This is a genomic window from Antribacter soli (genome assembly GCF_021568775.1).
Classification (GTDB): Bacteria; Actinomycetota; Actinomycetes; order Actinomycetales; family Cellulomonadaceae; genus Antribacter; species Antribacter soli.
In genome coordinates, this window is record NZ_JAKGSG010000035.1 from 46,551 (window position 1) to 69,995 (window position 23,445).

The window sequence follows — 23,445 nt, forward strand, 5'->3', positions numbered from 1 at the left end:
CACCGGCGCGCCGCGGCTTCTGGCGATCAGCGGCGCGGCCGCTGCCGTGCCGCATGCTCCGCCGCCGCCCAGGCCCGTTGAGCGGCCGTGAGCTCGTGCCGCTCGCCGCCCTGCAGGGCGCCCGACGGGCGCCACAGGTGACAGATGGCGAGGGCGAGGGCGTCGGCGGCGTCGGCGGGGCGGGGTGCCTCGGCCAGACCCAGGATGCGCGTGACCATGCGGGTCACCTGCTCCTTGTCCGCCCGGCCCGAGCCGGTGACGGCCGCCTTGACCTCGCTCGGCGTGTGCAGGGCGACGGGCACTCCCCGCCGCGCCGCGGCGAGCATCGCGATCCCCGCCACCTGCGCGGTGCCTGTGACGGTCGACACGTTGTGCTGGGCAAAGACGCGCTCCACCGCCACCACGTCCGGGAGGTGCTCGTCCAGCCAGGCGTCGAGCCGCTCGGCGACGCGCAGCAGGCGCAGGTCGACGCTGAGGTCCGCGTCCGTGCGGACCACGCCCACGTCGACGAGCTTCGCCCGCCGGCCGGGCAGGGAGTCCACGACCCCGACCCCGCACCGGGTCAGGCCGGGATCGACACCGAGGACGCGCACGCCCTCACCCTCTCACGGGCGAGGACGCGCGCCGGCGGTCACGCGCCGAGTGTTCGCGCTCCGATCGGTCCTCGGCCCACTCGTCTTCTTCTTGACGCGTGAGCCTGCGGTTCCGCTGCGGGCGGGTGCCTCGTTCCTCGGCCCCCACCCTGCGCTGCACCTACGGCTCACTCGTCGTCGAGAGCCGCCAGGACCTCGTCGGACGCGTCGAAGTTCGCGTAGACGTTCTGCACGTCGTCGCTGTCCTCGAGCGCGTCGATGAGACGCATGATCTTGCGCGCCCCGTCGACGTCGACCTCGACCTGCATCGACGGGTGGAACACCACGTCCGCCGAGTCGTAGTCGATGCCCGCGTCCTGCAGCGCGGTGCGCACCGGCACCAGGTCGGTCGCCTCGCTGAGGATCTCGAAGGCCTCGCCGAGGTCCGTGATCTCCTCCGCGCCGGCGTCGAGCGCGGCCAGCATGACGTCGTCCTCGGAGACGCCGTCCGTCTTCGGGACCACGACAAGGCCCTTGCGGGAGAACAGGTACGACACCGAGCCCGGGTCGGCCAGGTTGCCACCGTTGCGCGAGAACGCCAGGCGGACCTCGGAGGCCGCGCGGTTCTTGTTGTCGGTGAGGCACTCGACGAGCACGGCGATGCCGTTGCTGCCGTAGCCCTCGTACATGATCGTCTGGTAGTCCGCACCACCGGCTTCCGCGCCGGACCCGCGCTTGACCGCGCGGTCGATGTTGTCGTTCGGGACGGACGACTTCTTCGCCTTCTGGACCGCGTCGAACAGCGTCGGGTTGCCGGCGAGGTCACCGCCGCCGACCCGAGCCGCGACCTCGATGTTCTTGATGAGCTTCGCGAAGAGCTTGCCGCGCCTGGCGTCGATCACGGCCTTCTTGTGCTTGGTCGTGGCCCACTTGGAGTGCCCTGACATGAAACTTCCTCAACTCCCTCGGTCCGAGCCGAGTCACGACCCGGCGATGATGCTCACGAACAGGCCGTGCACACGCGCGTCACCCGTGATCTCGGGGTGGAAAGCGGTGGCGAGCAGCGAGCCCTGCCGTGCTGCGACGATCCTACCGGCGGCCGCCACCGGTCGGCCCAGCGTGTCGGTCTCGGGGATCCGGGCGAGCACCTCGACGCCCGGCCCCGCCTCCTCGATCCACGGGGCGCGGATGAACGCGGTGCGGACCGGACCGCCCTCGATACCGGCAGTCTCGAGGTCGGTCTCGAACGAGTCGACCTGCCGCCCGAAGGCGTTGCGCCGCACCACGACGTCCATGCCGCCGAGCGTGCGCTGGTCGTCCGTGCCGTCCAGGATCCGGTCTGCGAGCAGGATCATGCCCGCGCACGACCCGTACACGGGCAGGCCGCCCTTGATCGCGGCCCGCAGGGGCTCGTCCAGGCCGAAGACGCGCAGGAGGTTGTCGATCGTCGTGGACTCGCCGCCCGGGAGCACGAGACCGTCCACCGCCTCCAGCTCGGTCAGCCGGCGCACGGGGACGGCGCGGGCGCCCACGGACTCGAGGGCGGCCAGGTGCTCACGGACGTCGCCCTGCAGGGCGAGGACTCCGACGGTCGGTGCTGTCACAGCCATCGATCCTACGTCCGACCGCCTGCCGTGACGGCCGACTTTGCATGATCATGCACGCCCCTGCATACTTTGCGGCATGTCCAAGGTCCTCACCAGCCTGCCCGTCGGCGAGCGCGTCGGTATCGCGTTCTCCGGCGGCCTCGACACGTCCGTCGCCGTCGCCTGGATGCGCGACAAGGGCGCCGTGCCCTGCACCTACACCGCCGACATCGGGCAGTACGACGAGCCGGACATCGCCAAGGTCCCGGACCGCGCGCTGCAGTACGGCGCCGAGATCGCCCGGCACGTCGACTGCACGTCACCGCTCGTCGAGGAAGGGCTCGCCGCGCTCGCCTGCGGGGCCTTCCACATCCGCTCGGGCGGCCGCTCGTACTTCAACACCACCCCGCTGGGGCGGGCCGTCACGGGCACGATGCTGGTCCGTGCCATGCACGAGGACGGCGTGGACATCTGGGGCGACGGCTCGACGTTCAAGGGCAACGACATCGAGCGGTTCTACCGCTACGGCCTGATGGCCAACCCGGCCCTGCGCATCTACAAGCCGTGGCTCGACGCGGACTTCGTCCAGGAGCTGGGGGGCCGCGCCGAGATGAGCCAGTGGCTCACCGAGCACGGACTCCCCTACCGCGACTCTCAGGAGAAGGCGTACTCCACCGACGCGAACATCTGGGGCGCCACCCACGAGGCCAAGACCCTCGAGCACCTGCACGTCTCGCTGGAGACCGTCCAGCCGATCATGGGCGTGCGGTTCTGGGACCCGGCCGTCCTGATCGAGCCGGAGGACGTGACGATCACCTTCGAGGCCGGCCGCCCCGTGGCGATCAACGGCACGTCGTACGACGACCCGGTCGCCCTCGTGCGCGAGGCCAACGCGATCGGTGGCCGCCACGGCCTCGGCATGTCGGACCAGATCGAGAACCGGATCATCGAGGCCAAGTCGCGCGGCATCTACGAGGCCCCGGCGATGGCACTGCTGTTCGTCGCCTACGAGCGGCTGCTGAACGCGATCCACAACGAGGACACCATCGCGACGTACCACGCCGAGGGCCGGCGCCTGGGCCGCCTGCTGTACGAGGGCCGCTGGTTCGACCCGCAGGCGTTCATGCTGCGCGAGTCGATCCAGCGCTGGGTCGCGTCCCTGGTGACCGGCTCGGTGACGATCCGGCTGCGGAGGGGCGAGGACTACACCGTGCTGGACACGTCCGGCCCGGACTTCTCCTACCACCCCGAGAAGCTGTCGATGGAACGCTCGGAGAACGCCGCATTCGGGCCCACGGACCGGATCGGCCAGCTGACGATGCGCAACCTCGACATCGCCGACTCGCGGGCCAAGCTGGAGCAGTACGCCGGCCAGACCGAGATCCTGCTCGGGCGTTCAGCGCTGTTCGGGGACGTGGCGGTGGACAGGCTGGCCGAGGGCGGCGGGGCCGAGCAGATCTCCCTCAACCCTGCCCTGACGGGCGTCGAGGAGTCCGCGCTCGACGACGCCGCGATGGAGCTCGGCACCGACTGAAAAAGCCGATCGACCGCGCCGGCGCGATCCGTGCCGGCGCGGGTGCGCCGGCACGGATCGCGGCGTCGAGGCGTCGAGGCGTCGAGGCGTCGAGGCGTCGAGGCGTCGAGGCGACCGTCACTCGTCGTGCTGGATCCCCAGATGCCGCACCGTGCCGTCCCAGCCGCCCGCGAGGGCCTCGATCAGGTCGGCCAGCGAGATGGGGAACACCTCGAACGGCTGGGCGCGCAGCTCGGCCGCGGACAGCCAGCGCATCTCGTCGAGGACGTCGCGCTCCAGGTCGGTCCAGCCGCCGTCGTGGGGCTCGTGCCCGCCCGGCACGCGGGCGACGAAGAAGACCTCGTCCTGCTGGCACGTCTCCGCGTAGAAGTCGAAGAGGGCCGAGCGCGTGAGCACCGGCCCCTCCAGGTCGGCCGCGGTCAGGACGAGCCCGGCCTCCTCGCGCAGCTCCCGGAGGGCGGCGTCGACCTCGGACTCCCCCGCGTCGATTCCGCCGCCCACCGTGAACCACCAAGAGCGCTCGGGCTGGTCGACGTCGTGGCCGCGCACGAGCAGGGCGCGCCCCGCGCCGTCGAGGACGAGGACGCGGGCCGCGCGCCGGCGGCGCACCCCGTCGGGCCCGACCTTCCAGTCGGGCCCGAGGGAGGTGGTGCCGAGGCCGGCTCCTCCTCGACGTTCGTCAATTCCCTCGGCCCGCCCGGAATCTGATACTTCTTCCCGATCGCGCAGATGATGATTGTTCGGGTTTCCCGAGGTCACTGCGGGAGCCTATCGCGGTGGCGATCCCGCAGAGCCAGGCACGTCGGCGCCGCGGTCGACAGGTTCAGCAAGCCGTCGACCGTCCAGACCCGTCCCGGTCAGCCGCACTCCGGTCAGTCTCCGTCGGGGCCGACGGCGGGGTGTGCGACGTGGCGGCCGTGACGACGCTGACCGTCGCCTGGTGGCCCGAGCCAAGCGACGCAACAGCGAGGGCTTCGCCCGGAAGTACAGGACGCCATCGGGCAAGCAGCGATGGCGCTTCGAGTGGACCGAGCCGGGCGCCAGGCCCGGGCGACAGTTACCCTACGGCGGTGCCGACGAACGCGGGGATCGACCCGGACGAGCTTGCCACCACCCTTCGGGTGCTCGGCCGGCTCCAGGACCTCGAACCCAACCATCCCGACGTCCAGACGGTCAAACGGGCGACCGGTTACATGTGGAAGCTCCTCAAGAAGTCGCGTCGGGCCGCGATCCGCGAGGAGCGTCAGGCGCACGACCGGAGCGTCATCGAGCAGACGGCGACCGGTTCGGCGGCGCGGATCGACGACGAGACCGCCGGCATCCCGCTGGTCTCGACCGCGCCGGGGGCGTTCGCCGGGGAGCTGCGCACCGCCCGCGGCTGCTACGTCTGCAAGACGGACTACACGCTGGTCGACTCGTTCTACCACTGGCTGTGCCCGTCCTGCGCCGCGAAGAGCCACACTCGGCGCGACCAGCGCACGGACCTGGCCGGCCGCCGCGCGTTGCTCACCGGGGGCCGGGCGAAGATCGGCATGTACATCGCGTTGCGCCTGCTGCGCGACGGCGCTCACCTCACCATCACCACCCGCTTCCCGAAAGACGCGGTGCGCCGCTTCTCGGCGATGCCCGACGCCGCCGACTGGCTGCACCGGCTCAAGATCGTCGGGATCGACCTGCGTGATCCCACCCAGGTGATCGCCCTGGCCGACGACGTCGCCGCGGCGGGCCCGCTCGACATCCTGGTCAACAACGCCTGCCAGACGGTCCGCCGGTCCCCGGGGGCCTACTCGCAGCTCGTCGCGGGCGAGTCGTCGCCGGTCGCCCCGCTTCCCTACGGGCTGGAACCGCCGGAGATGGTCACGTTCGATCACGTCTCGGAGGCGCACCCTGCTGCGATCGCGGGGGCGCTGACCGCCTTGTCGGTCGCCCACCACGAGGGGCAGTCGCAGGACGACGCCGTCGCGACGCACACCGCGGCGTCCCTGACGGCGCTGGCGCTCCGGGCGGGCTCGGCCTCCCTGGATGCCCACCTGGCCGGCACGGCCGTCGATGCCGGCGGGCTTCTCCCCGACCTGCAGACGACCAACTCGTGGACCCAGGTCGTGGACGAGGTCGACCCGCTGGAGCTCCTGGAGGTCCAGCTCTGCAACGCGATCGCGCCGTTCCTGCTCATCTCCCGGCTGCGGGCAGCGATGCGGGCCGCGACGTCCAAGGCGCGACGCGGGTACGTCGTCAACGTCTCGGCGATGGAGGGGCAGTTCTCCCGCCGTTACAAGTCCCCGGGACACCCGCACACCAACATGGCCAAGGCCGCCCTCAACATGCTGACCCGGACCTCCGCGGCGGAGATGTTCGAGAAGGACCGGATCCTGATGACCGCGGTGGACACCGGGTGGATCACGGACGAGCGCCCGCACCAGGAGAAGCTGCGGATCGCCGCCGAGGGCTGGCATGCGCCCCTCGACCTGGTCGACGGCGCCGCCCGCGTCTATGACCCGATCGTCCAGGGCGAGGCCGGGACCGACCTGTACGGCTGCTTCCTCAAGGACTACGAGCCGTCGCCCTGGTAGAACTGGAAGATTGCCCTTTGTGGTTGAAAGAGCGACGCCGGGGAGCCATCGCTCCCCGGCGTCCGCCCTGGTCAGACAGGTGTTACCAGCCGCGCTCGGCGAGACGCACCGGGGCCGGCTCTTCTTCAACATTGATCCCGACCATGGCCTCGCCGAGCCCGCGCGAGACCTTGGCGATCACCCCGGGGTCGTCGAAGAACGTCGTGGCCTGGACGATCGCCTTGGCGCGCTGCACAGGGTCGCCCGACTTGAAGATGCCCGAACCGACGAAGACGCCCTCGGCGCCGAGCTGCATCATCATCGCGGCGTCGGCCGGGGTGGCGATGCCGCCCGCCGTGAAGAGCACGACCGGCAGCTTGCCCGTCGTCGCGATCTCCTTGACGAGCTCGTACGGCGCCTGCAGCTCCTTCGCGGCGACGAACAGCTCGTCCTCGGGCAGGGACGTCAGGCGGCGGATCTCCTGGCGGATACGGCGCATGTGCGTCGTCGCGTTGGAGACGTCGCCCGTGCCGGCCTCGCCCTTGGAACGGATCATGGCCGCACCCTCGTTGATGCGGCGCAGCGCCTCGCCGAGGTTGGTCGCACCGCACACGAACGGCACGGTGAAGGCCCACTTGTCGATGTGGTTCTCGTAGTCGGCCGGGGTGAGCACCTCGGACTCGTCGACGTAGTCGACGCCGAGCGCCTGCAGCACCTGCGCCTCGACGAAGTGCCCGATGCGCGCCTTCGCCATCACGGGGATCGACACGGCCTCGATGATGCTGTCGATCATGTCCGGGTCGCTCATGCGGGACACGCCGCCCTGCGCGCGGATGTCCGCAGGCACGCGCTCGAGCGCCATGACGGCCACCGCGCCCGCGTCCTCGGCGATCTTCGCCTGGTCGGCCGTGACGACGTCCATGATGACGCCGCCCTTGAGCATCTCCGCCATGCCGCGCTTCACGCGCGCGGTGCCGACGGTGCCGGCGGAGCCGCCGACGGTGTTGTTCCCAGGAGCCTCAGCCACCGCTACCTCACATCATTTCGTGCCACAGGTCGGTCCGTCGGGGCGCACCGCGCCCCTCGCCACGATCCTACGTCCCGCGCCCGACGGCGAAGCCCCCTTCCGCGGTCCGGTCACCCGGCGACGGGATCCAGGCCGTCCGGCAGCGCGTCGTCGAGCTCGACCGTCAGCGGCATGGGGGCACGGCCCGCCAGGTGCAGGAACCGCACGTACCAGAGGCGGCGCACCCGCTGCGCCTGCGCCACGGCCTCGTTGTGGAAGCGCCGGGCCAGCGACGCCCGGTACCAGGCCGCGGCCAGCGCGCCGACGAGCTGGTCGCCCGGGTCCGCGGACCGCAGCTCCCGCACCTCCTGCGCCGACCCGAGCGCCTCGCGCAGCGTGGCCGACAGGTCGCTCTCGGCGTGCTCGCGCGCGGCGCCCAGCCCGTCCATGGCCAGGGCCGCCGCCACGACGTCCGCTGCGCGCCTCCCGCGAGGGTCCGGGCGATCCGTCGTCGGCGGAAGCCCGATGGAAACCACGTCGTCCATGACCTGGTAGGCCGCCTCCGCGACCAGCACCGAGCTCGCCGGGTCCAGCGTGCCCGACGACGCGAGGTCGAGCGCGGCCGTCGCCCGGCGCACGAGCTGCGCGTCGAGGGCGATGCGCGAGGCCGCGACCTTGCGGTGCAGCCGGTCGAGCCGCGACGCCGCCTGCCAGGCGAGGAACACGAGCGCCGCGCAGACGACGAGCGCGAAGAAGCCGATCTCCGACCACGTCATGAGCGACCGTCCCGCGTCGTCGTGTGGGCCGGCACGTCGAGCGCGGCGCCCGCCGCGACGGCCATCTCGTACACCGCGAGCACCTGCTCGCTCACCGCCGACCAGTCGAAGCGCCCGACGAACGCCGCCGCACGCTCGCGGTAGGCGTCGCGCCGCTCGGGGTCCGCGAGGAGGTCGAGCACGGTCTGCGCGAGGTGGGCGGAGTCGCCCACGCGGAACAGCGCGCCCGCGGCGCCGTCGTCGAGCACGCGCAGGAAGGCGCCGAGGTCGCTCGCGACCGTGACCGCCCCGGCGCTCATCGCCTCGACGAGCACGATGCCGAAGCTCTCGCCGCCCGTCTGGGGCGCGACGTACAGGTCGACGGACTTCAGGAGGCGCGCCTTGTCCTCGTCGCTGACGCCGCCGAGGAACTCGACCGCACCCGCCTGGTCTCCGAGCGCCTCACGCGTCTCCTCCTGCGCGTCCTCGCCCCGGCCGGCGACGAGGAACCGGGCACCCGGCACCTTGTCCAGGACGGCGGGCACGGCGCCGACGAGGACCGGCAGGCCCTTGCGCGGCTCGTCGATCCGGCCCAGGAACGCGATCGTCGGCCGGTCGGGCGTGCCCTGCCACTCGGGGCGGGGCTCCGCCGCCGAGAAAGCGGCCGTGTACACGCCGTTCGGGATGACGACGGCGTCGCCGCCCAGGTGATCGACCAGCGTGCGCCGGGCATCTTCCGAGACCGCGATGCGCGCCGCGATCTTCTCCAGGCTCTGGCGCGCCAGCGGGTAGGCGATCTGCAGGGCGCGCGAGCGAACGAGCGACGAGTGGAACGTCGCCACGACCGGCACCTGCGCCTGCCACAGCGCGAGCATGCTCAGCGACGGCACCATCGGCTCGTGCAGGTGGAGCACGTCGAACTCGCCCGCCTCCAGCCAGCGGCGCACCTTGGCCGCCGTCATCGGCCCGAACGTCAGGCGCGCGACCGAGCCGTTGTACTTCACGGGCACCGCCCGTCCGGCGGACGTGACGAAGTCCGGCAGCGGGGTGTCGTCGGTCGCGGGCGCGAGCACCGACACCGAGTGGCCGGCCGCCAGCAGCGCCTCCGCCAGGTCGCGCACGTGGAACTGCACGCCGCCCGGCGCGTCGAACGAGTACGGGCACACGATGCCGACCCGCAGGGGGCGGCGGGCCGGCCGCGCGCGGCGCCAGAACGGGACGCGTGCGTTCACAAGGCCTCCGGCTCGGGGTCGCCCGCCCCCGCTGCCCAGGCAGCACGCCCGGCTGCCCCGGCACGCTCCGCGCGCACGGGGTCGAGGTCCTCGACGAACACGCGCTGGAGCATGTGCCAGTCCTCCGTGCGCTCGGCGATCGTCCGGGCCAGCGTGTCCACCCAGGCCTGCGTGAGGACCACGACGCGCTCGTCGCGCGGCGTGCCCGAGGGCAGCTCGACCGGCGGGCAGAACTCGATGACGATCCCCCAGGGGGTCCCCGCCGCCCGGCGGCGCGGGCCCGTCAGCCGCTCGTACGTGACAACCGTCGGGAGGAGGGGCACTCTGGCCGCGAGCGCCAGCGCGGCCGGGCCGGCGGCGACGCGGGCCCGATGGCCGAGCAGGTCCACCTCGATGCCGGTCGACGTGAGGTCGCGGTCCGCCAGGAGGGGCACGACCACGTTGCCGCCGACCGCGCCGGCCACGAGGCGGCGGAAGACGTCGCTGTCCCCCAGCGGCAGCACGTCGATGCCGATCGACCTGCGGAACGCGACGAACTCGGTGAACAGCTCCTCCGGCTCCAGACGCTCCGCGACCGTGAGGACGCGACCGAGGCGCGGCGAGCAGTACGCGCCGGCGAGGTCCCAGTTGCCCAGGTGCCCCAGGGCGAGTGCCGCGGCACCGCGCCGCTCGGGGGCCGTGCCCGGGCCGTCGGGGTCGAGGATCGGGCGCAGGTTCTCCTCGTAGCCCTCGAACCGTACGCGAGCATCGAGCTGGGCGGTGGTCGCGCCCTGCAGGGTGAACGCCTCGCGGAAGTACCGCATGTAGGAGCGCATGCCCGCACGGGACAGGCGGCGCACCCCGCGGGCGTCCAGGTCCGGCCGCACGCGCGCGTAGTTGGCCTCCAGACGGCGCACGCCCGAGCCTCGGCGCAGCCACGTCACGTCGGCCACGAGAGTGAACGCGGCGCGCAGGACCGGCTCCGGCACCTTCGCGGCGTGCCGCCACGCGAACGTGTACGCGTCGGCGACCGCGCTCACCGGCCGCCCTCCGTGAGCGGCGCCCGGAGCTGGACCCGCACCGTCGCGATGCGCTGGGCGACCGTGACCAGGCTGGCCACGGCCAGCAGGGTGAGGACCACGACGGCGACGACGAACGGCAGCCCGAGGTCCGTGAACCCGACGGGCACCAGCGCGATCACGAGCCGGTCCGAGCGCTCGGCGATCCCGACGCTCGCGGTCGCGCCGACGCTCTCCGCGCGGGCACGGGCGTACGGCACGACCCCGCCGAGGACGAGGCATGCGAGCGCTGCGACGGCACCCCACGTGGCGTGCGGCACGTCGGGGTGCAGCACGAAGAAGAGCGTGATGCCGGCGAACACCGCGCCGTCGGCCAGGCGGTCGAGGGTCGAGTCGAGAAACGCTCCCCACGGGCCGGACCGGCCCTGGGCCCGCGCCATGATGCCGTCGAGCGAGTCGAACAGCGCGAACACGCCGATGAGCAGGCCGCCGAGGAACAGGTGTCCCGTCGGCAGGAGTGCGAGCGCCACGGTCATGACCACGACCGTCCCCGCGATCGTGACCGCGTCGGGCGAGACTCCCCAGCGCGTCAGCAGCTTCGCGAGCGGCGTGAACAGGCGCGTCATGGTGGCGCGCAGGTGGCGAAGCATCAGCTCTCCTCTCGTCCCCACGCGTCCGCGAGCCGGCGACGCGTGTCCGCGAGCAGCTCGGGCAGCGCCTTCGTCTGGCCGACCACCGGCAGGAAGTTCGCGTCGCCGAGCCACCGCGGCACCAGGTGCTGGTGGAGGTGGGCGGCGATCCCCGCCCCGGCGACCGCGCCCTGGTTCATCCCGATGTTGAACCCGGCCGGCGCGTACACGACGCCGAGTATCCGGATCGCCTTCTGCGTGAGCACCGCCAGCTCCACCGTCTCCGCCTCGTCGAGGTCCGTATAGTCCGAGACGTGCCGGTATGGCAGCACCATGAGATGGCCCGAGTTGTACGGGTACAGGTTGAGGATGACGAAGCACCGCTCCCCGCGGGCGACGACGAGGCCCTGCTCGTCGTCGCCCTGCGGGATGCGGCAGAACGGGCACGCCCCCACGGTCGAGTCGGCCGGCTTGGCCTCCCCGCCGATGTAGACCATCCGGTGCGGGGTCCACAGACGCTCCATGCCGTCCTCCCGCGGGCCGAAGGCCGACGCGGGATCCACCTCCATCACACCTGCACGCGGTCGTGCACCGCCGCCACGACCCGCTCGATCGCCTCCGCGACCGGGACGCCGTTCTCCTGGCGCCCGTCGCGGTACCGGAACGACACTGCGCCGGCCTCGGCGTCCTCACCGCCGGCGATGAGCACGAACGGCACCTTCTGCGTGGCGGCGTTGCGGATCTTCTTGCCGAAGCGGTCGTCGGACAGGTCGATCTCGGCGCGGATGCCCTGGGCGCGGAGCTGGGCGACGACGTCCTTGAGGTAGTCGTCGAACGCGTCGGCGACCGGGACGGCGAGCACCTGCACCGGGGCGAGCCACGCCGGGAAGGCGCCCGCGTAGTGCTCCAGGAGGACCGCGAAGAAGCGCTCGATCGAGCCGAACAGCGCGCGGTGGATCATGACCGGGCGCTGGCGGGTGCCGTCGGCGGCCGTGTACTCGAGGTCGAACCGCTCGGGCAGGTTGAAGTCGAGCTGGATCGTCGACATCTGCCAGGTGCGGCCGATCGCGTCACGCGCCTGGACAGAGATCTTCGGGCCGTAGAACGCGGCGCCGCCCGGGTCCGGCACGAGCTCGAGGCCCGACGCCGCGGCCACCTCGGCGAGGGTCGCGGTCGCCTCCTCCCACGCCTCCTCCGAGCCGACCGACTTGTCGGGGTTACGGGTCGACAGCTCCAGGTAGAAGTCGTCGAGGCCGTAGTCCTTGAGCAGGTCCAGCACGAACGTCAGGAGCGAGGTCAGCTCGTCGCGCATCTGCTCGCGGGTGCAGTAGATGTGCGCGTCGTCCTGCGTGAAGCCGCGGGCGCGCGTCAGGCCGTGGATCACGCCCGACTTCTCGTACCGGTACACCGTGCCGAACTCGAACAGGCGCATCGGCAGCTCGCGGTAGGAGCGGCCGCGCGCGTCGAAGATCAGGTTGTGCATCGGGCAGTTCATGGGCTTGAGGTAGTAGTCCTGGCCCGGCTTGCGGACCATGCCTTCGTCGTCGAGCTCCTCGTCGAGGTGCATCGCCGGGTACATGCCCTCCGCGTACCAGTCGAGGTGGCCCGAGACCTCGTACAGCCGCGACTTCGTGATGTGGGGGCTGTACACGAACTCGTAGCCCGCCTCCGTGTGCCGCTTGCGGGAGTACTCCTCCATCGCGGTGCGGATCACGCCGCCCTTCGGGTGGAACACCGCCAGGCCCGACCCGATCTCGTCGGGGAAGCTGAACAGGTCCAGCTCCGAGCCGAGGCGACGGTGGTCGCGCCGCTCCGCCTCCGCGAGGCGCTCCAGGTACGACCTCAGCTCGTCCTTGGTCTGCCACGCCGTGCCGTAGATGCGCTGCAGCTGCGGGTTCTTCTCCGAGCCCCGCCAGTACGCGGCGGCCGAGCGCATGAGCTGGAAGCCGTTGCCGAGCAGGCGCGTGTTCGGCAGGTGCGGGCCGCGGCACAGGTCCTTCCAGGCCACCTCGCCGCCGCGGCGCACGTTGTCGTAGATGGTGAGCTCGCCGGCGCCGACCTCGACGTCGGCCCCCTCGGCTGCCTCGGCCGACGACCCCTTGAGGCCGATCAGCTCCAGCTTGTACGGCTCGTTCGCGAGCTCGGCGCGGGCCTCCTCCTCGGTGACGACACGACGGCGGAAGGTCTGCCCCTCCTTCGCGATGCGGGCCATCGCCTTGTCGAGCGCCTTGAGGTCCTCCGGCGTGAACGGGATCTCGACGTCGAAGTCGTAGTAGAAGCCGTCCTTCACGGGCGGGCCGATGCCCAGCTTCGCGTCCGGGTTCACCTGCTGCACCGCCTGGGCCAGCACGTGCGCGGCCGAGTGGCGCAGCACGGCCAGGCCGTCCGGCTCGCTGATCGTGACAGGCTCGACCGAGGCGCCGGCCGGGATCTCGCGGTCCAGGTCCCACAGCGCGCCGTCGACCCGCACGACGACCACGTCGCGGCGGGCGGCGAACAGCGCGGCGCCCGTGGTGGGCTCCGTGGTCGTCGTCGCCGTCGTGCCCGAGGTGGCGGTCCCGGTCAGGTCGAGAGGGCTGGGCGGCGATGCGACGTCGGACACGTGCGTGGCTCCTTGCTGGAGGTTCGTTGCTGGGCTGTCGTCCGGGACGGACGAGGGGCGCCGCACCGGCGGCGCCCCTCGATCGTACCGATGCGGAGCATCCACGCCTTACCAGCAGCGACCGGCACCGCGCACGAACCTACCGACCGGTGCCCGGGCCTGCCACAGATGCAAGGCGGTCAGCCCCCCGAGGTAGGGCGCGGCGTGTACCCGGCCGAAGGTCCGGTTCGACCACGCGGTTGCGCACCGGTGTGGCCGCCCCACGGTGCACAACCGCGTGATCGAACCGGACTTGTCGGCCGACCGCTCCCGCGACCAGCTCGGTGCCCCACCGACGCGCCGGGCTGACCGCCAGGTAGCGGTTCAGCACGTCCCACAGCATCGGCTCCGGCATCGTCGGCCTCACACGGTCAGGCGGGTCACCAGCGCGTCGTGCTGCTGCTGCGTCAGGCCGCCCGCGGTCAGGTAGCCGTGCACCGAACCGTAGCGGTCGCGCAGGTACGCCAGCGTCTCGGCCATCACCTCCTCGCCCGGCGGCACGCTCCGGGCCGGGTGGCGCGGCGGGCGCACCGGCTCGCCCGTCGCCGGGTCGATGTCCGACGACGTTCCGGTCGCCGCTCCCGGCCCCTCGCCCGCGGAGACGGGCCCGGCCGGGGCAGCCGGGGCGTCGTCGGGCAGCGCGGCCGCCGCGCGCTCCGCCGTGTACCGCGGCGCGAGACGCTCGTTGGTGAGCACGTAGTCCGCGACCACGGCCTCCTCGGGGACGCCCGCGAGCGTGAGCGCCATGGCGACGACGAGGCCCGTGCGGTCCTTCCCGGCGGCACAGTGCACCACGACCGCGCCGGCCGGCGCGTCGGCGATCGCCCCGACCGCCCGCGCGAACAGGGTGGGGCGGCGGGCGAGCATGCCGCAGTACAGGTCGGCCCAGGGACCTTCCTCCCAGTCCTCGGGCTCCTGGACGGGCGAGGGATGGTAGATGGGGTCGTCGGCGAAGGCGTGCGGGTACCGGACGGTCTCGAACGGGCGGCGCAGGTCGATGATGCGGGCCACGCCGTAGCCGCGCACCGCTGCCACGCCCTCGGGCGTGAGAAAGGTCAGCGAGTCGGCGCGGACGAGCGCCCGCTCGCGGACGGTGCCACCGTCCGCGAGCGGGAGTCCGCCCAGGTCACGGGCGTTGAGGCAGTCGGGCCAGTGCAGGTGCAGAGGTGTCGTCGACGTCACGCCCCGACCGTAGCTGGGTACCGCTCGGCGAGGAACTCCTCCCACGTGATTCGTCCCACGGCGTGCTCGGGAGCGAGGTTGGCGCCGTCCCGGATCGCGCGGAACGCGCCCCCGGGCGGCGCCATCGGCAGCAGCGGCCGGCGCAGGCCCACGGCCCGCAGGTAGTCGCGGACGAGGTGCTCCATCGGGTAGGCGCGGGGGCCGCCGACGTCGGGCACGAGCCCGGCCGGTGCCGCGAGCGCCAGCTCGACGAGCCGCTTCGCGACGTCGCGCGCCGCCACCGGCTGGAACTGCGCGCCCCTGAAGTACGGCACGACGGGCATGCGCGCGAGCGCCGCGACCGTGGTGTGCACCAGCTCGTGGAACTGCGTCGCCCGCAGCGTGGTCCACGGCAGGCCCGAGCGCTCCACCAGCAGCTCCGACGCCCGCTTCGCCGCGTAGTACCCGAACATCGCCCGGTCGACCGCGCTGGTGACCGGCACCAGGTCCGCCCCGACCACCGAGATGTAGACCAGGTGGTCCACGGTGTCGCGCGCCGCCTCGATGAGGTGCGCCGTCTTCACGTCGTCGCCGGTGGTGCTGCCCGCCAGGTGCAGCACCGTGCTCGCGCCTGCCACCGCCGCGGCGACGCCGTCTCCCGTGGCCAGGTCGGCGGCGACGTACCGGACGCCGGGGTCGGCCGTGCCGTCGGCCGTGCTACCGGCCGTGGCCCCGTGCCGGCTGAGCACCCGCACCGGGTGCCCGCCCGCCCGCAGCAGCTCCACGACGTGCCGCCCGAGGGTGCCCGTGCCGCCCGTCACCAGGATGAGTCCGCTCATGTCGTCGCTCCGTCCGTCCTGCCGGTCACGTCCGCCGGTTCCGAGGTGTCGTCATGTCGACACGGCCCGGCGGAAAGGTGTGACAGGGTGACGGGTGTGCTGGAAGTCACGTTCACGGAGCAGCGCGGCAGGCTGCGCGCGGTGGCGTACCGGATCCTCGGGTCGCTGAGCGACGCCGACGACGCGGTGCAGGAGGCGTGGCTGCGGGCCAGCGCCGCGGGCACGGACGGCGTGGTGAACGTGCCGGCCTGGCTGACGACGATCACGGCCCGCGTGTGCCTCAACATGCTGCGGGCGCGGGACACCCGGCGCGAGGACCCGCTCGAGGTGCGCCTGCCGGACCCGGTCGTCGGCCCGGCGTCGGACGACGACCCGGAGCACCGGGCGGTCCTCGCCGACCAGGTGGGCATGGCGCTGCAGGTGGTGCTCCACGCCCTTGCCCCGGCCGAACGGGTCGCGTTCGTGCTGCACGACCTCTTCTCCGTGCCGTTCGACGAGATCGCCGTACTGCTGGAGCGCTCGCCCGCCGCGGTACGGCAGCTCGCGAGCCGGGCCCGGCGACGCGTCCAGGGCGAGGCGCCCGTGCCAGACGCCGACCTCGCCGCGCAGCGTGAGGTGGTGGACGCGTTCTTCGCCGCCGCGCGGGCCGGTGACCTCGACGGGCTCGTGCGCGTGCTCCACCCCGACGTGGTCATCCAGGCGCAGGGCGCGGCCGGCGCGGGCCTCTCCGTGGTGCATCGCGGAGCGGTGACCGTCTCGAGCCAGGCCGTGCTGTGGGGCGGCCTTGCGCCCTACGTCCGCCCGGCGACGATCAACGGCGCCGCCGGTGCGGTGGTGGTCCAGCACGGCCGCGTGCTGTCGGTGATGTCCTTCACCGTCGTGGACGGGAAGATCGTCGCCGCGCATGCCTGGTCCGACCCGGAGCGTCTGGCTCGCCTCGACCTGGCGGCGTTCACGGCCTGAGCCGGGCGCAGCCTATTCATCGGCCGTGCCCGGGACCCGGCGCATCTCCACCGCGATCTCGTCCGCGTCGAGCAGGTCGAGCGCGTGGCCGAGCTGCGCCGACCCGTACACGCCGGAGGACCGCGCCTCGAGGAGCGCGGCACGCTCCGCGGCGATGGTGGCGAGGCGCAGCTCCTTGTACTGGGCGAACGCGTCGGCGGGGATCGCGGCGTCCTCGTCGTGCGTCTCCGTCTCGCGCAGCATGTCGGCGCGCACCCGCGCGAGCACGGCCTCGTCGTACGGGCTGCCGTCCGCGCGGCGCGGGCCCGGCGAGACGAGCATGGCGCGCGCCGCGCCCTGGACCTGCGCCCGCAGCGCGTTGAAGTCGTCGTCGCCCGCCGGCGCCCCGGTGAGCCCGAGCCGCCGCACCACCCACGGCAGGGTGCTGCCCTGGACGAGCAGCGTGCCCGCCGCCACGCCGAACGCCACGAGAACGAGGAACGACCGGTGCGGCGTGTCCGCGGGGAGCGACTGCGCCGCGGCGAGCGTCACCACGCCGCGCATGCCCGCCCACACCAGCAGCACGCCCTCACGCGGTCCGAGCGGCTTCGCCAGCAGGTAGTCGATGTCGGCTGTGCGGCGCACGAGGGTGCCTCGGATGCGCTCGGCGCGGGCGGGGTCGGGCGGAGGCCCGCCGCGACGGCGCAGCCCGTAGATCCCACGCCGGAGCCCGCGCCGGGCAGTCACGTCGCCCTCGGCCGGAGGCGGCGAGGCAGGCCCCTGCTCCGCCAGGTGCTCGTCGAGCCGCTGCTGCATCCCGGCGAAGACGCCGCGCAGCTGCTCGCTGCGCCGGGCGCGGCGGCCCAGCAGCGCGAGGAGCGGCGCGACGTAGGCGGCCCGCACCAGGAGCACCGCGAGGGCGGCGACGCCGGCGACCCTGGCGGCGTGCACGACGCTGCGCCCCTGCTCCCCGACGTCCTCCACGAGGGCGAAGAGCTCCAGCCCCATGAGCAGGAAGACGCCGCCCTCGAGCAGCAGCTCGACGGTGCGCCAGTTGGCCCGCTCGGCCATCCGGTCCTGCGGTCGCAGGTGACGGGCGGCGCCGTTGCCCGTGACCAACCCGGCCGCGACGACCGCCACCAGCCCGGAGGCGCCCAGCTCCTCGGCGGGCAGGTAGGCGAGGAACGGCACGACGAAGGACACGGCGGTCGACAGGGCGGCGTTGCCGAGGCGCGACCGGATCCTGAGGCCCACCCAGCCGATCGGCGCGCCGATCACGACCGCGACCACGACCGCGTAGAGGAAGTCGCCGACGACGCCCCACAGCGACACGGACGCCGCCGTCGCCGCGACGGCGGACCGGAGCAGCACCAGCGCGGACGCGTCGTTGAGGAGGGACTCGCCCTCCAGCACCGTGACCACTCGGGGCGACGCCCCGAGCCGCTTCACGATGGAGGTCGCCACCGCGTCCGTCGGGCTGACGATCGCGCCGAGCGCGATGCCCGTCGCCAGGCCGATGCCCGGCACCAGCCAGACGAACACCAGTCCGAGCAGCACCGAGCTGATGACCACGAGGACGACCGACAGCCCGCCGATCGCCGTGAAGTCGCGCCGGAAGTCCATCGCGGGCAGGCTGACGGCCGCCGAGTACAGCAGCGGGGGCAGCACGCCGGCCAGGATCAGCTCGGGCGGGACGTCGATGGCCGGCACCTGCGGCAGCAGACTCACCCCCGCGCCCAGCACCACGAGCACGAGCGGGGCGGCGACCCCGGCCCGCGGCGCGAGCGCGCTCACCGCGATCACCACGATGGCGGCGACGACGACGATGATCAGGTAGTCCACGGCCCTCCTCGTCCTGCACACGGGGGGCGCCCGTATCCCGTCGTGCGACGACCTCACGGTACCCAGGGGGAACGGCGAAGGCCGCCCCGGAATCCCGGGGCGGCCTTCGCCAATGGTGGGCGATACAGGACTCGAACCTGTGACCTCTTCGGTGTGAACGAAGCGCGCTAACCAACTGCGCCAATCGCCCGCTGGACTGCGGGTTCTGCTGGTGGGCGATACTGGGATCGAACCAGTGACCTCTTCCGTGTCAGGGAAGCGCGCTACCGCTGCGCCAATCGCCCGGGTGCTGCGAGGTGGGTACGGGATTCGAACCCGTGTGTACGGCTTTGCAGGCCGCTGCCTCGCCTCTCGGCCAACCCACCTTGAGACATGCTCCCCCGCCTCGTGACGGCAGGGGGTGGGCCTCCGAGCGGATGACGGGATTCGAACCCGCGACCCTCACCTTGGCAAGGTGATGCTCTACCACTGAGCCACATCCGCACGGCCGACATCCCCGGGGGTTTCTCCCGGCGTCCGGCGCGTACTGAACACTAATCGACCGACGCCCGGCACGTCCAATCGCCTACCCCCGTCTAGCGTTGTGACGTGCCACGCAACACCCTCCCGGCGACCGCCCCCGTTCCGCCCCAGGAACCCCGTGGCGGCGCTCTCCCGCAGGACCCGACCGCCGCCCCGGCATCCACGGCGGGCTGGGCGTCCTTCGCCGGCCGCGTCGCGACCGGCGTCGCCGAGTGCGTCGACGTCCTCGCCGAGCCCGAGCGGCTCGCGACGGGCACCTGGTTCATCGTCGCGGACTTCGAGGGCCGCGCCCGCGCGTGGCGCTTCACGGAGGTGCTGCCCGCCCCCGCTGCGGGCGAGACGGTGGGCGGGCGACCGGCGTCGGACGGCGGCTGGCACGGACCCGCTGCCGGGTCCTGGCGCAGCTCGCTCGACCGGGCAGGCTACGAGGCGGCCGTGGCGCGGGTGCGGGAGCACGTGCGCGACGGCGACGTCTACCAGGCGAACATCTGCCGCGTCCTGTCAGCCCCGCTGCCCGCCCGTGGGGGCGAGGGCGGCGGCGAGCCCGACGCCCAGGCGCTCACCGCCCGACTTGCCGCGGGGAATCCTGCCCCGCACGCCGCCGCGGTGCATGTGCCCGCGAGCAGCGGCGTCGAGCCGGTGTGGGTGGTGAGCGCCTCCCCCGAGCTGTACCTGTCGGTCGACCCGGGCCCTGACGGACCCGTCGCCGCGTCCGGCCCCATCAAGGGGACCGCGCGCACGCCCGACGGGCTGACCGACAAGGACCGCGCCGAGAACATCATGATCACGGACCTCGTCCGCAACGACCTGCAGCGCGCCTGCCGGCCCGGCACCGTCGAGGTCACCTCGCTCCTCGCCCTGGAGCGGCACCCGGGGCTCGTCCACCTGGTCTCCCGCGTGCAGGGCGTCCTCCGCGAGGACATCACCGGGCCGGACCTGTGGCGCCACCTCTTCGAGGCGACCTTCCCGCCCGGGTCCGTGTCGGGCGCACCGAAGTCCTCCGCGCTGCGGATCATCGGCGAGCTCGAACCCGTCCCGCGCGGTCCCTACTGCGGGGCCGTCGGCTGGGTGGACGGCGACGCAGGCACCGCGTCCCTCGCCGTCGGCATCCGCACCTTCTGGTGGACTCCCGACGGCGGCGGCGTGCTCCGCTTCGGCACCGGCGCCGGCATCACCTGGGGCTCGGACCCCGCCGCCGAGTGGCACGAGACCGAGCTCAAGGCCGAGCGGCTGATCGGCCTTGCCTCGTCGTGATGCGCCTCGTCGGGAGGCGTCGTGATGCGCCTCGTCGGGAGGCGTCGTGATGCGCCTCGTCGGGAGGCGTCGCGATGAGTCTCGGCGCCCGGGGCCGTCCACCTCGCATGAGCATCGTCACCTGCGACATCGGCATCTCGCTCGACGGGTTCTCCGCCGGGTTCAACCAGCGCCCCGACCAGCCGTTCGGCGACGGCGTCGGCGACGCCGAGCTCCTGCACAGCTGGATGTTCGACCACGCCGACGAGAACACCGACGAGATCGCCGCCATCCTGGCAGCGGGCGCCTTCATCATGGGGCACAACATGTTCGGCCCGGGCAGCGGCGTCCACGACCCCGACTGGACCGGCTGGTGGGGCGACGAGCCGCCGTACCACGCACCCGTCTTCGTCCTCACGCACCAAGCCCGCGAGCCGCAGCCGATGGCCGGCGGGACCACGTTCCACTTCGTCACCGACGGGATCGAGAACGCCCTCGCGCGCGCCCGCGACGCGGCCGGCGACCAGAACGTCTCGATCTGCGGCGGCGCCACCACCGTCGGCGAGTACCTCGCCGCGGGCCACATCGACGAGCTGCGCCTGCATGTCGCGCCCGTCGTCCTCGGCACCACCGGCGTCCGGCTGTTCGACGGCGTCCCGCTCACCTCCTTCGTCCCCGTCTCCGCCCGGCACACGCCGCACGTCACGCACCTCACGTACCGCCGAGCCTGAAGGAACCGGCCGCCTCCGGCGGCCTCGACGGAAGGAAGTCCGCCATGGCTGTCGGCACCTGGATCAGCCTCCGGTGCGACGATGCCGCCGCCGAGCTCGCCTGGCTGCGTGCCGTCGGCTTCACCGAGGGCACCCTCTGGTCCTTCGGCGACCACCGGCCCGTCTGAGCCGCCACGCCCGGGTGCCGTGTTCACCCGGGTGACCCGTCCGGCGTCGGGCAGACTGGGTGCCATGACGGTGATCTGGACTGGCGGGCGCCTCGTCGCCCCGCACGAGGGCGCCCTGAGCGCCGTGGACCACGGACTCACGGTCGGAGACGGCGTCTTCGAGACGCTCGCCGTGTTCGGCGGCAAGCCGTTCGCGATGACCCGCCACCTGCGCCGACTGGCTCGCTCTGCCGCCGGCCTCGGGCTCGACGCGCCCGACGAAGGGCTGATCCTCGAGGGGGTCAAGACGGTGCTCGCGGAGGCCGGCCCGACCGCGGGCCGGCTGCGCATCACGGTCACCGCCGGTATCGGACCGCTCGGCTCCGGTCGGGAGCCCGGGCCGCAGACCGTGGTCGTTGCCGCCGGACCCACCGTGATCAGCCCCACCGGGCGTGCCGCGCGCTCACCGTGGTCGCGCAACGAGCGCTCCGCCGTCGCCGGGCTGAAGACCACCTCCTACGCGGAGAACGTCGTGGCGCTCGCCGACGCGGTCGCCAAGGGCGGCGACGAGGCCGTGCTCGCCAACACCCGCGGCGAGCTGTGCGAGGGCACCGGATCCAACGTGTTCCTCGAACGCGGCGGAGAGCTCGTCACGCCGCCCCTGTCGTCCGGGTGCCTCGCCGGCATCACGCGCGAGCTGCTGCTGGAGTGGGCGGCCGAGGAGGGTCTGCCGGTGCGCCAGGCCGCGGCCGACGAGCTCCCGTTCACCGTCCTGGACGAGGTCACGGCCGGATCGGCCCGCCTGCTGCTGACGGGGTCCGTGCGCAACGTGCAGCCCGTGACCTGGCTCGACGGGGTCGACATCGAGGCCGGCGAGGTCTCGCTCGCCGCCCGCGAGCTGTTCGAGCGCGTGTGCCGGGAGCGACTCGACCCGTGAGCGCGTGACGTGGGCGTGGACGGGCGTGCGGGGCGGATTTCCGTTTTCGCATCCGTGCAGGACTCGGCTACTATCGAGCACGCACCACGACGGGCGATTGGCGCAGTTGGTTAGCGCGCTTCGTTCACACCGAAGAGGTCACAGGTTCGAGTCCTGTATCGCCCACCGTTGAAAGGCCGCCCCGGAATCCGGGGCGGCCTTCGCCGTTCCCGGCGGTCGGCGTGGCCCCCTGCGTTTCGATTGGACCTTTGCCCGGTCCGTCCCTTAGTCTTTCGGAGCGCCGGAACGCCGGGGGAAACCCTGGAAGAAGCTCCGGCAACGCGGATGTGGCTCAGTGGTAGAGCATCACCTTGCCAAGGTGAGGGTCGCGGGTTCGAATCCCGTCATCCGCTCGGAGGCCCAGCTCTCCTCACCCGAGGAGGGCACGTCTCACGGTGGTGGGTTGGCCGAGAGGCGAGGCAGCGGCCTGCAAAGCCGTACACACGGGTTCGAATCCCGTACCCACCTCGGGCGATTGGCGCAGCGGTAGCGCGCTTCCCTGACACGGAAGAGGTCACTGGTTCGATCCCAGTATCGCCCACCAGCAGGCAGGTCCCAAGGCCGTTCCGGAGCATTCCGGAGCGGCCTTTCTGCTGCTCCGAGAGCCCCGGGGACCGGCGGCCGGGGAGCGTCAGGGCAGCCAGCGCCGCAGCCGCCTGCGGCGCGCCGCGGACCATGCTGCGTCGACGTCGTCCCGTGCGCGCTGGGCCCGGACCTCCTCGAGGGCGTGCAGGCGGCCGTACTCGAACGCGGTGCCCGGCCGGGACGTCCTGGACGCGAGGTCCGCGACCCGCTCGCCGGCGTTGCGGGCGTCGAGGTGTTCACCCAGAGCGTCCTGCAGCGCCTCCATGGCCGCCGCGAACCGCTCGGCCTTCTTGCCGAAAGTCGGCGCGACGGTCTCTCCCGCGTACCGGGCCCGCTTGGCCTTCTTCCGCGCCTCGTGCAGCAGCTCCGCGCGCGCATCTCCCGGCGGCGCGGCGGCGGCGACCTCCATCGCCGAGGCGACCGCCGAATAGGTGCGCGCCACCAGGCGCGGCAGCACCTTGTCGGCTCTCCGGTGCGCCCTGCCCCGCAGCGGCGGCTGCTCCACCAGGGCGGCGAGGCTCTCCAGGAGCGCCCGGTAGCGCGGCGAGTCGAGCTCGTTCAGCACGCGGTCGTGCGCCGCCCGGTAGCCGCCTTCGAGCTCGGCACGAACCTCCTCGCCGCCCTCGCCCAGGCGCCCGCCCAGGTGCGTCTCGACGACCCCGATCACCCGGTCGCGGAAGACCTCGGCGTCCCGCGCCTCACCGAGCACCCCGCCGAGCCACTTCAGCTCGTCCCGCACCGGCCGGGTCGCGGCCTTGTCGAACAACCGCGAGAACGTCTGCAGCGCGCTGCGCAGCCGCCTGGCCGCCACCCGCATGGCATGGACGCTGTCCGGAGCGTCCTGGCGCACCGGCCCGTCCTGGCTGCGGATCTGCTCGACCTGCCGGGTCACGCGCTCCATCACGACCTGCACGGCGGGCGAGCTGCGGGAGTACTTGCTCACACCTCATGATGCACGGACGCGAG

Annotated in this window: 22 protein-coding genes and 8 tRNA genes; 11 read left to right on the forward strand and 19 right to left on the reverse strand. The window is 72.9% G+C overall.

Annotation, left to right across the window (positions count from 1 at the left end; genetic code table 11):
* Positions 1–26: 26 nt before the first annotated feature.
* The 3 genes from ruvC to pdxT form a co-directional block, all read right to left on the reverse strand.
* Entirely contained in the window at positions 27–593 is a 567-nt protein-coding gene (gene ruvC / locus L1785_RS12830; RefSeq protein WP_236089669.1) for a crossover junction endodeoxyribonuclease RuvC, read from the reverse strand.
* A gap of 167 nt (positions 594–760) precedes the next feature.
* Positions 761–1,519 (reverse strand): YebC/PmpR family DNA-binding transcriptional regulator, encoded by a 759-nt coding sequence (locus tag L1785_RS12835; protein WP_236089670.1) that lies wholly within the window; start codon positions 1,517–1,519, stop codon positions 761–763.
* A 33-nt stretch (positions 1,520–1,552) separates the two neighbouring features.
* Positions 1,553–2,182, reverse strand: a complete 630-nt coding sequence (gene pdxT / locus L1785_RS12840) for a pyridoxal 5'-phosphate synthase glutaminase subunit PdxT (protein WP_236089671.1) — start codon at positions 2,180–2,182, stop codon at positions 1,553–1,555.
* A gap of 73 nt (positions 2,183–2,255) precedes the next feature.
* On the opposite strand from pdxT, the gene argG reads away from it, so the two are divergent.
* Positions 2,256–3,692 (forward strand): argininosuccinate synthase, encoded by a 1,437-nt coding sequence (argG, locus tag L1785_RS12845; RefSeq protein WP_236089672.1) that lies wholly within the window; start codon positions 2,256–2,258, stop codon positions 3,690–3,692.
* A gap of 117 nt (positions 3,693–3,809) precedes the next feature.
* Here argG and L1785_RS12850 read toward each other — a convergent pair whose 3' ends face one another.
* Positions 3,810–4,376, reverse strand: coding sequence for an NUDIX hydrolase (locus L1785_RS12850; RefSeq protein WP_236089748.1), 567 nt, complete (start codon positions 4,374–4,376; stop codon positions 3,810–3,812).
* Between the two features lie 386 nt (positions 4,377–4,762).
* Between L1785_RS12850 and L1785_RS12855 the strand changes: the two genes are divergently transcribed.
* Entirely contained in the window at positions 4,763–6,262 is a 1,500-nt protein-coding gene (locus L1785_RS12855) for an SDR family NAD(P)-dependent oxidoreductase (protein ID WP_236089673.1), read from the forward strand.
* A gap of 82 nt (positions 6,263–6,344) precedes the next feature.
* On the opposite strand, the gene pdxS is transcribed toward L1785_RS12855, so the two are convergent.
* From pdxS to L1785_RS12900, 9 genes are all read right to left on the reverse strand, one after another.
* Positions 6,345–7,268 (reverse strand): pyridoxal 5'-phosphate synthase lyase subunit PdxS, encoded by a 924-nt coding sequence (gene pdxS / locus L1785_RS12860; RefSeq protein ID WP_308113323.1) that lies wholly within the window; start codon positions 7,266–7,268, stop codon positions 6,345–6,347.
* Positions 7,269–7,378: 110 nt separating this feature from the next.
* On the reverse strand, positions 7,379–8,023 hold the full coding sequence (locus tag L1785_RS12865) for a hypothetical protein (protein ID WP_236089674.1): 645 nt from the start codon (positions 8,021–8,023) through the stop codon (positions 7,379–7,381).
* The gene (locus L1785_RS12870) at positions 8,020–9,183 is read right to left on the reverse strand and encodes a glycosyltransferase family 4 protein (protein WP_236089750.1); all 1,164 of its coding nucleotides are present in this window, start codon (positions 9,181–9,183) and stop codon (positions 8,020–8,022) included. Before L1785_RS12870 ends, L1785_RS12865 begins: the two co-directional genes overlap by 4 nt.
* A 47-nt stretch (positions 9,184–9,230) precedes the next feature.
* Entirely contained in the window at positions 9,231–10,253 is a 1,023-nt protein-coding gene (locus L1785_RS12875; protein ID WP_236089675.1) for a phosphatidylinositol mannoside acyltransferase, read from the reverse strand.
* Positions 10,250–10,882 (reverse strand): phosphatidylinositol phosphate synthase, encoded by a 633-nt coding sequence (gene pgsA, locus L1785_RS12880; protein ID WP_236089676.1) that lies wholly within the window; start codon positions 10,880–10,882, stop codon positions 10,250–10,252. Before pgsA ends, L1785_RS12875 begins: the two co-directional genes overlap by 4 nt.
* Complete coding sequence (locus L1785_RS12885) at positions 10,882–11,430, reverse strand: HIT family protein (protein WP_236089677.1); 549 nt, start codon at positions 11,428–11,430, stop codon at positions 10,882–10,884. The genes pgsA and L1785_RS12885 overlap by 1 nt, the downstream gene beginning before the upstream one ends.
* On the reverse strand, positions 11,430–13,463 hold the full coding sequence (gene thrS, locus L1785_RS12890; protein WP_372461863.1) for a threonine--tRNA ligase: 2,034 nt from the start codon (positions 13,461–13,463) through the stop codon (positions 11,430–11,432). The genes L1785_RS12885 and thrS overlap by 1 nt, the downstream gene beginning before the upstream one ends.
* A gap of 402 nt (positions 13,464–13,865) precedes the next feature.
* The gene (locus L1785_RS12895; RefSeq protein ID WP_236089678.1) at positions 13,866–14,684 is read right to left on the reverse strand and encodes a tyrosine-protein phosphatase; all 819 of its coding nucleotides are present in this window, start codon (positions 14,682–14,684) and stop codon (positions 13,866–13,868) included.
* Entirely contained in the window at positions 14,681–15,502 is an 822-nt protein-coding gene (locus L1785_RS12900; RefSeq protein ID WP_236089679.1) for an SDR family oxidoreductase, read from the reverse strand. Before L1785_RS12900 ends, L1785_RS12895 begins: the two co-directional genes overlap by 4 nt.
* Before the next feature lie 87 nt (positions 15,503–15,589).
* Here L1785_RS12900 and L1785_RS12905 point away from each other — a divergent pair, with 87 nt between their 5' ends.
* Entirely contained in the window at positions 15,590–16,465 is an 876-nt protein-coding gene (locus L1785_RS12905) for a sigma-70 family RNA polymerase sigma factor (protein ID WP_236089680.1), read from the forward strand.
* A 12-nt stretch (positions 16,466–16,477) separates the two neighbouring features.
* Here the strand turns inward: L1785_RS12905 and L1785_RS12910 are convergent, their stop codons facing one another.
* From L1785_RS12910 to L1785_RS12930, 5 genes are all read right to left on the reverse strand, one after another.
* Entirely contained in the window at positions 16,478–18,286 is a 1,809-nt protein-coding gene (locus tag L1785_RS12910) for a cation:proton antiporter (protein ID WP_236089681.1), read from the reverse strand.
* 113 nt (positions 18,287–18,399) lie between these two features.
* A tRNA-Val gene (locus L1785_RS12915) sits at positions 18,400–18,476 on the reverse strand.
* 19 nt (positions 18,477–18,495) lie between these two features.
* A tRNA-Val gene (locus tag L1785_RS12920) sits at positions 18,496–18,570 on the reverse strand.
* Positions 18,571–18,580: 10 nt separating this feature from the next.
* Positions 18,581–18,651: transfer RNA gene (locus L1785_RS12925), tRNA-Cys, on the reverse strand.
* Between the two features lie 46 nt (positions 18,652–18,697).
* A tRNA-Gly gene (locus tag L1785_RS12930) sits at positions 18,698–18,769 on the reverse strand.
* Between the two features lie 105 nt (positions 18,770–18,874).
* Here L1785_RS12930 and L1785_RS12935 point away from each other — a divergent pair.
* The 8 genes from L1785_RS12935 (at position 18,875) to L1785_RS12965 (ending at position 22,438) form a co-directional block, all read left to right on the forward strand.
* Positions 18,875–20,062 (forward strand): chorismate-binding protein, encoded by a 1,188-nt coding sequence (locus tag L1785_RS12935; RefSeq protein WP_236089682.1) that lies wholly within the window; start codon positions 18,875–18,877, stop codon positions 20,060–20,062.
* A gap of 107 nt (positions 20,063–20,169) precedes the next feature.
* Complete coding sequence (locus L1785_RS12940) at positions 20,170–20,772, forward strand: dihydrofolate reductase family protein (RefSeq protein WP_236089683.1); 603 nt, start codon at positions 20,170–20,172, stop codon at positions 20,770–20,772.
* A 44-nt stretch (positions 20,773–20,816) separates the two neighbouring features.
* Positions 20,817–20,939 carry a hypothetical protein gene (locus L1785_RS22850; RefSeq protein ID WP_268915231.1) on the forward strand — a complete coding sequence of 41 codons (123 nt, stop codon included), beginning with the start codon at positions 20,817–20,819 and terminating at the stop codon, positions 20,937–20,939.
* A gap of 64 nt (positions 20,940–21,003) precedes the next feature.
* Positions 21,004–21,855, forward strand: a complete 852-nt coding sequence (locus tag L1785_RS12945) for an aminotransferase class IV (protein WP_236089684.1) — start codon at positions 21,004–21,006, stop codon at positions 21,853–21,855.
* Positions 21,856–21,946: 91 nt separating this feature from the next.
* Positions 21,947–22,020, forward strand: a tRNA-Val gene (locus tag L1785_RS12950).
* A gap of 155 nt (positions 22,021–22,175) precedes the next feature.
* Positions 22,176–22,247: transfer RNA gene (locus L1785_RS12955), tRNA-Gly, on the forward strand.
* A gap of 44 nt (positions 22,248–22,291) precedes the next feature.
* Positions 22,292–22,362: transfer RNA gene (locus L1785_RS12960), tRNA-Cys, on the forward strand.
* A gap of 1 nt (position 22,363) precedes the next feature.
* Positions 22,364–22,438 (forward strand) — tRNA-Val (locus tag L1785_RS12965).
* An 87-nt stretch (positions 22,439–22,525) separates the two neighbouring features.
* Here the strand turns inward: L1785_RS12965 and L1785_RS12970 are convergent.
* Positions 22,526–23,422 (reverse strand): CHAD domain-containing protein, encoded by an 897-nt coding sequence (locus L1785_RS12970; RefSeq protein ID WP_236089685.1) that lies wholly within the window; start codon positions 23,420–23,422, stop codon positions 22,526–22,528.
* Between the last annotated feature and the right edge of the window lie 23 nt (positions 23,423–23,445).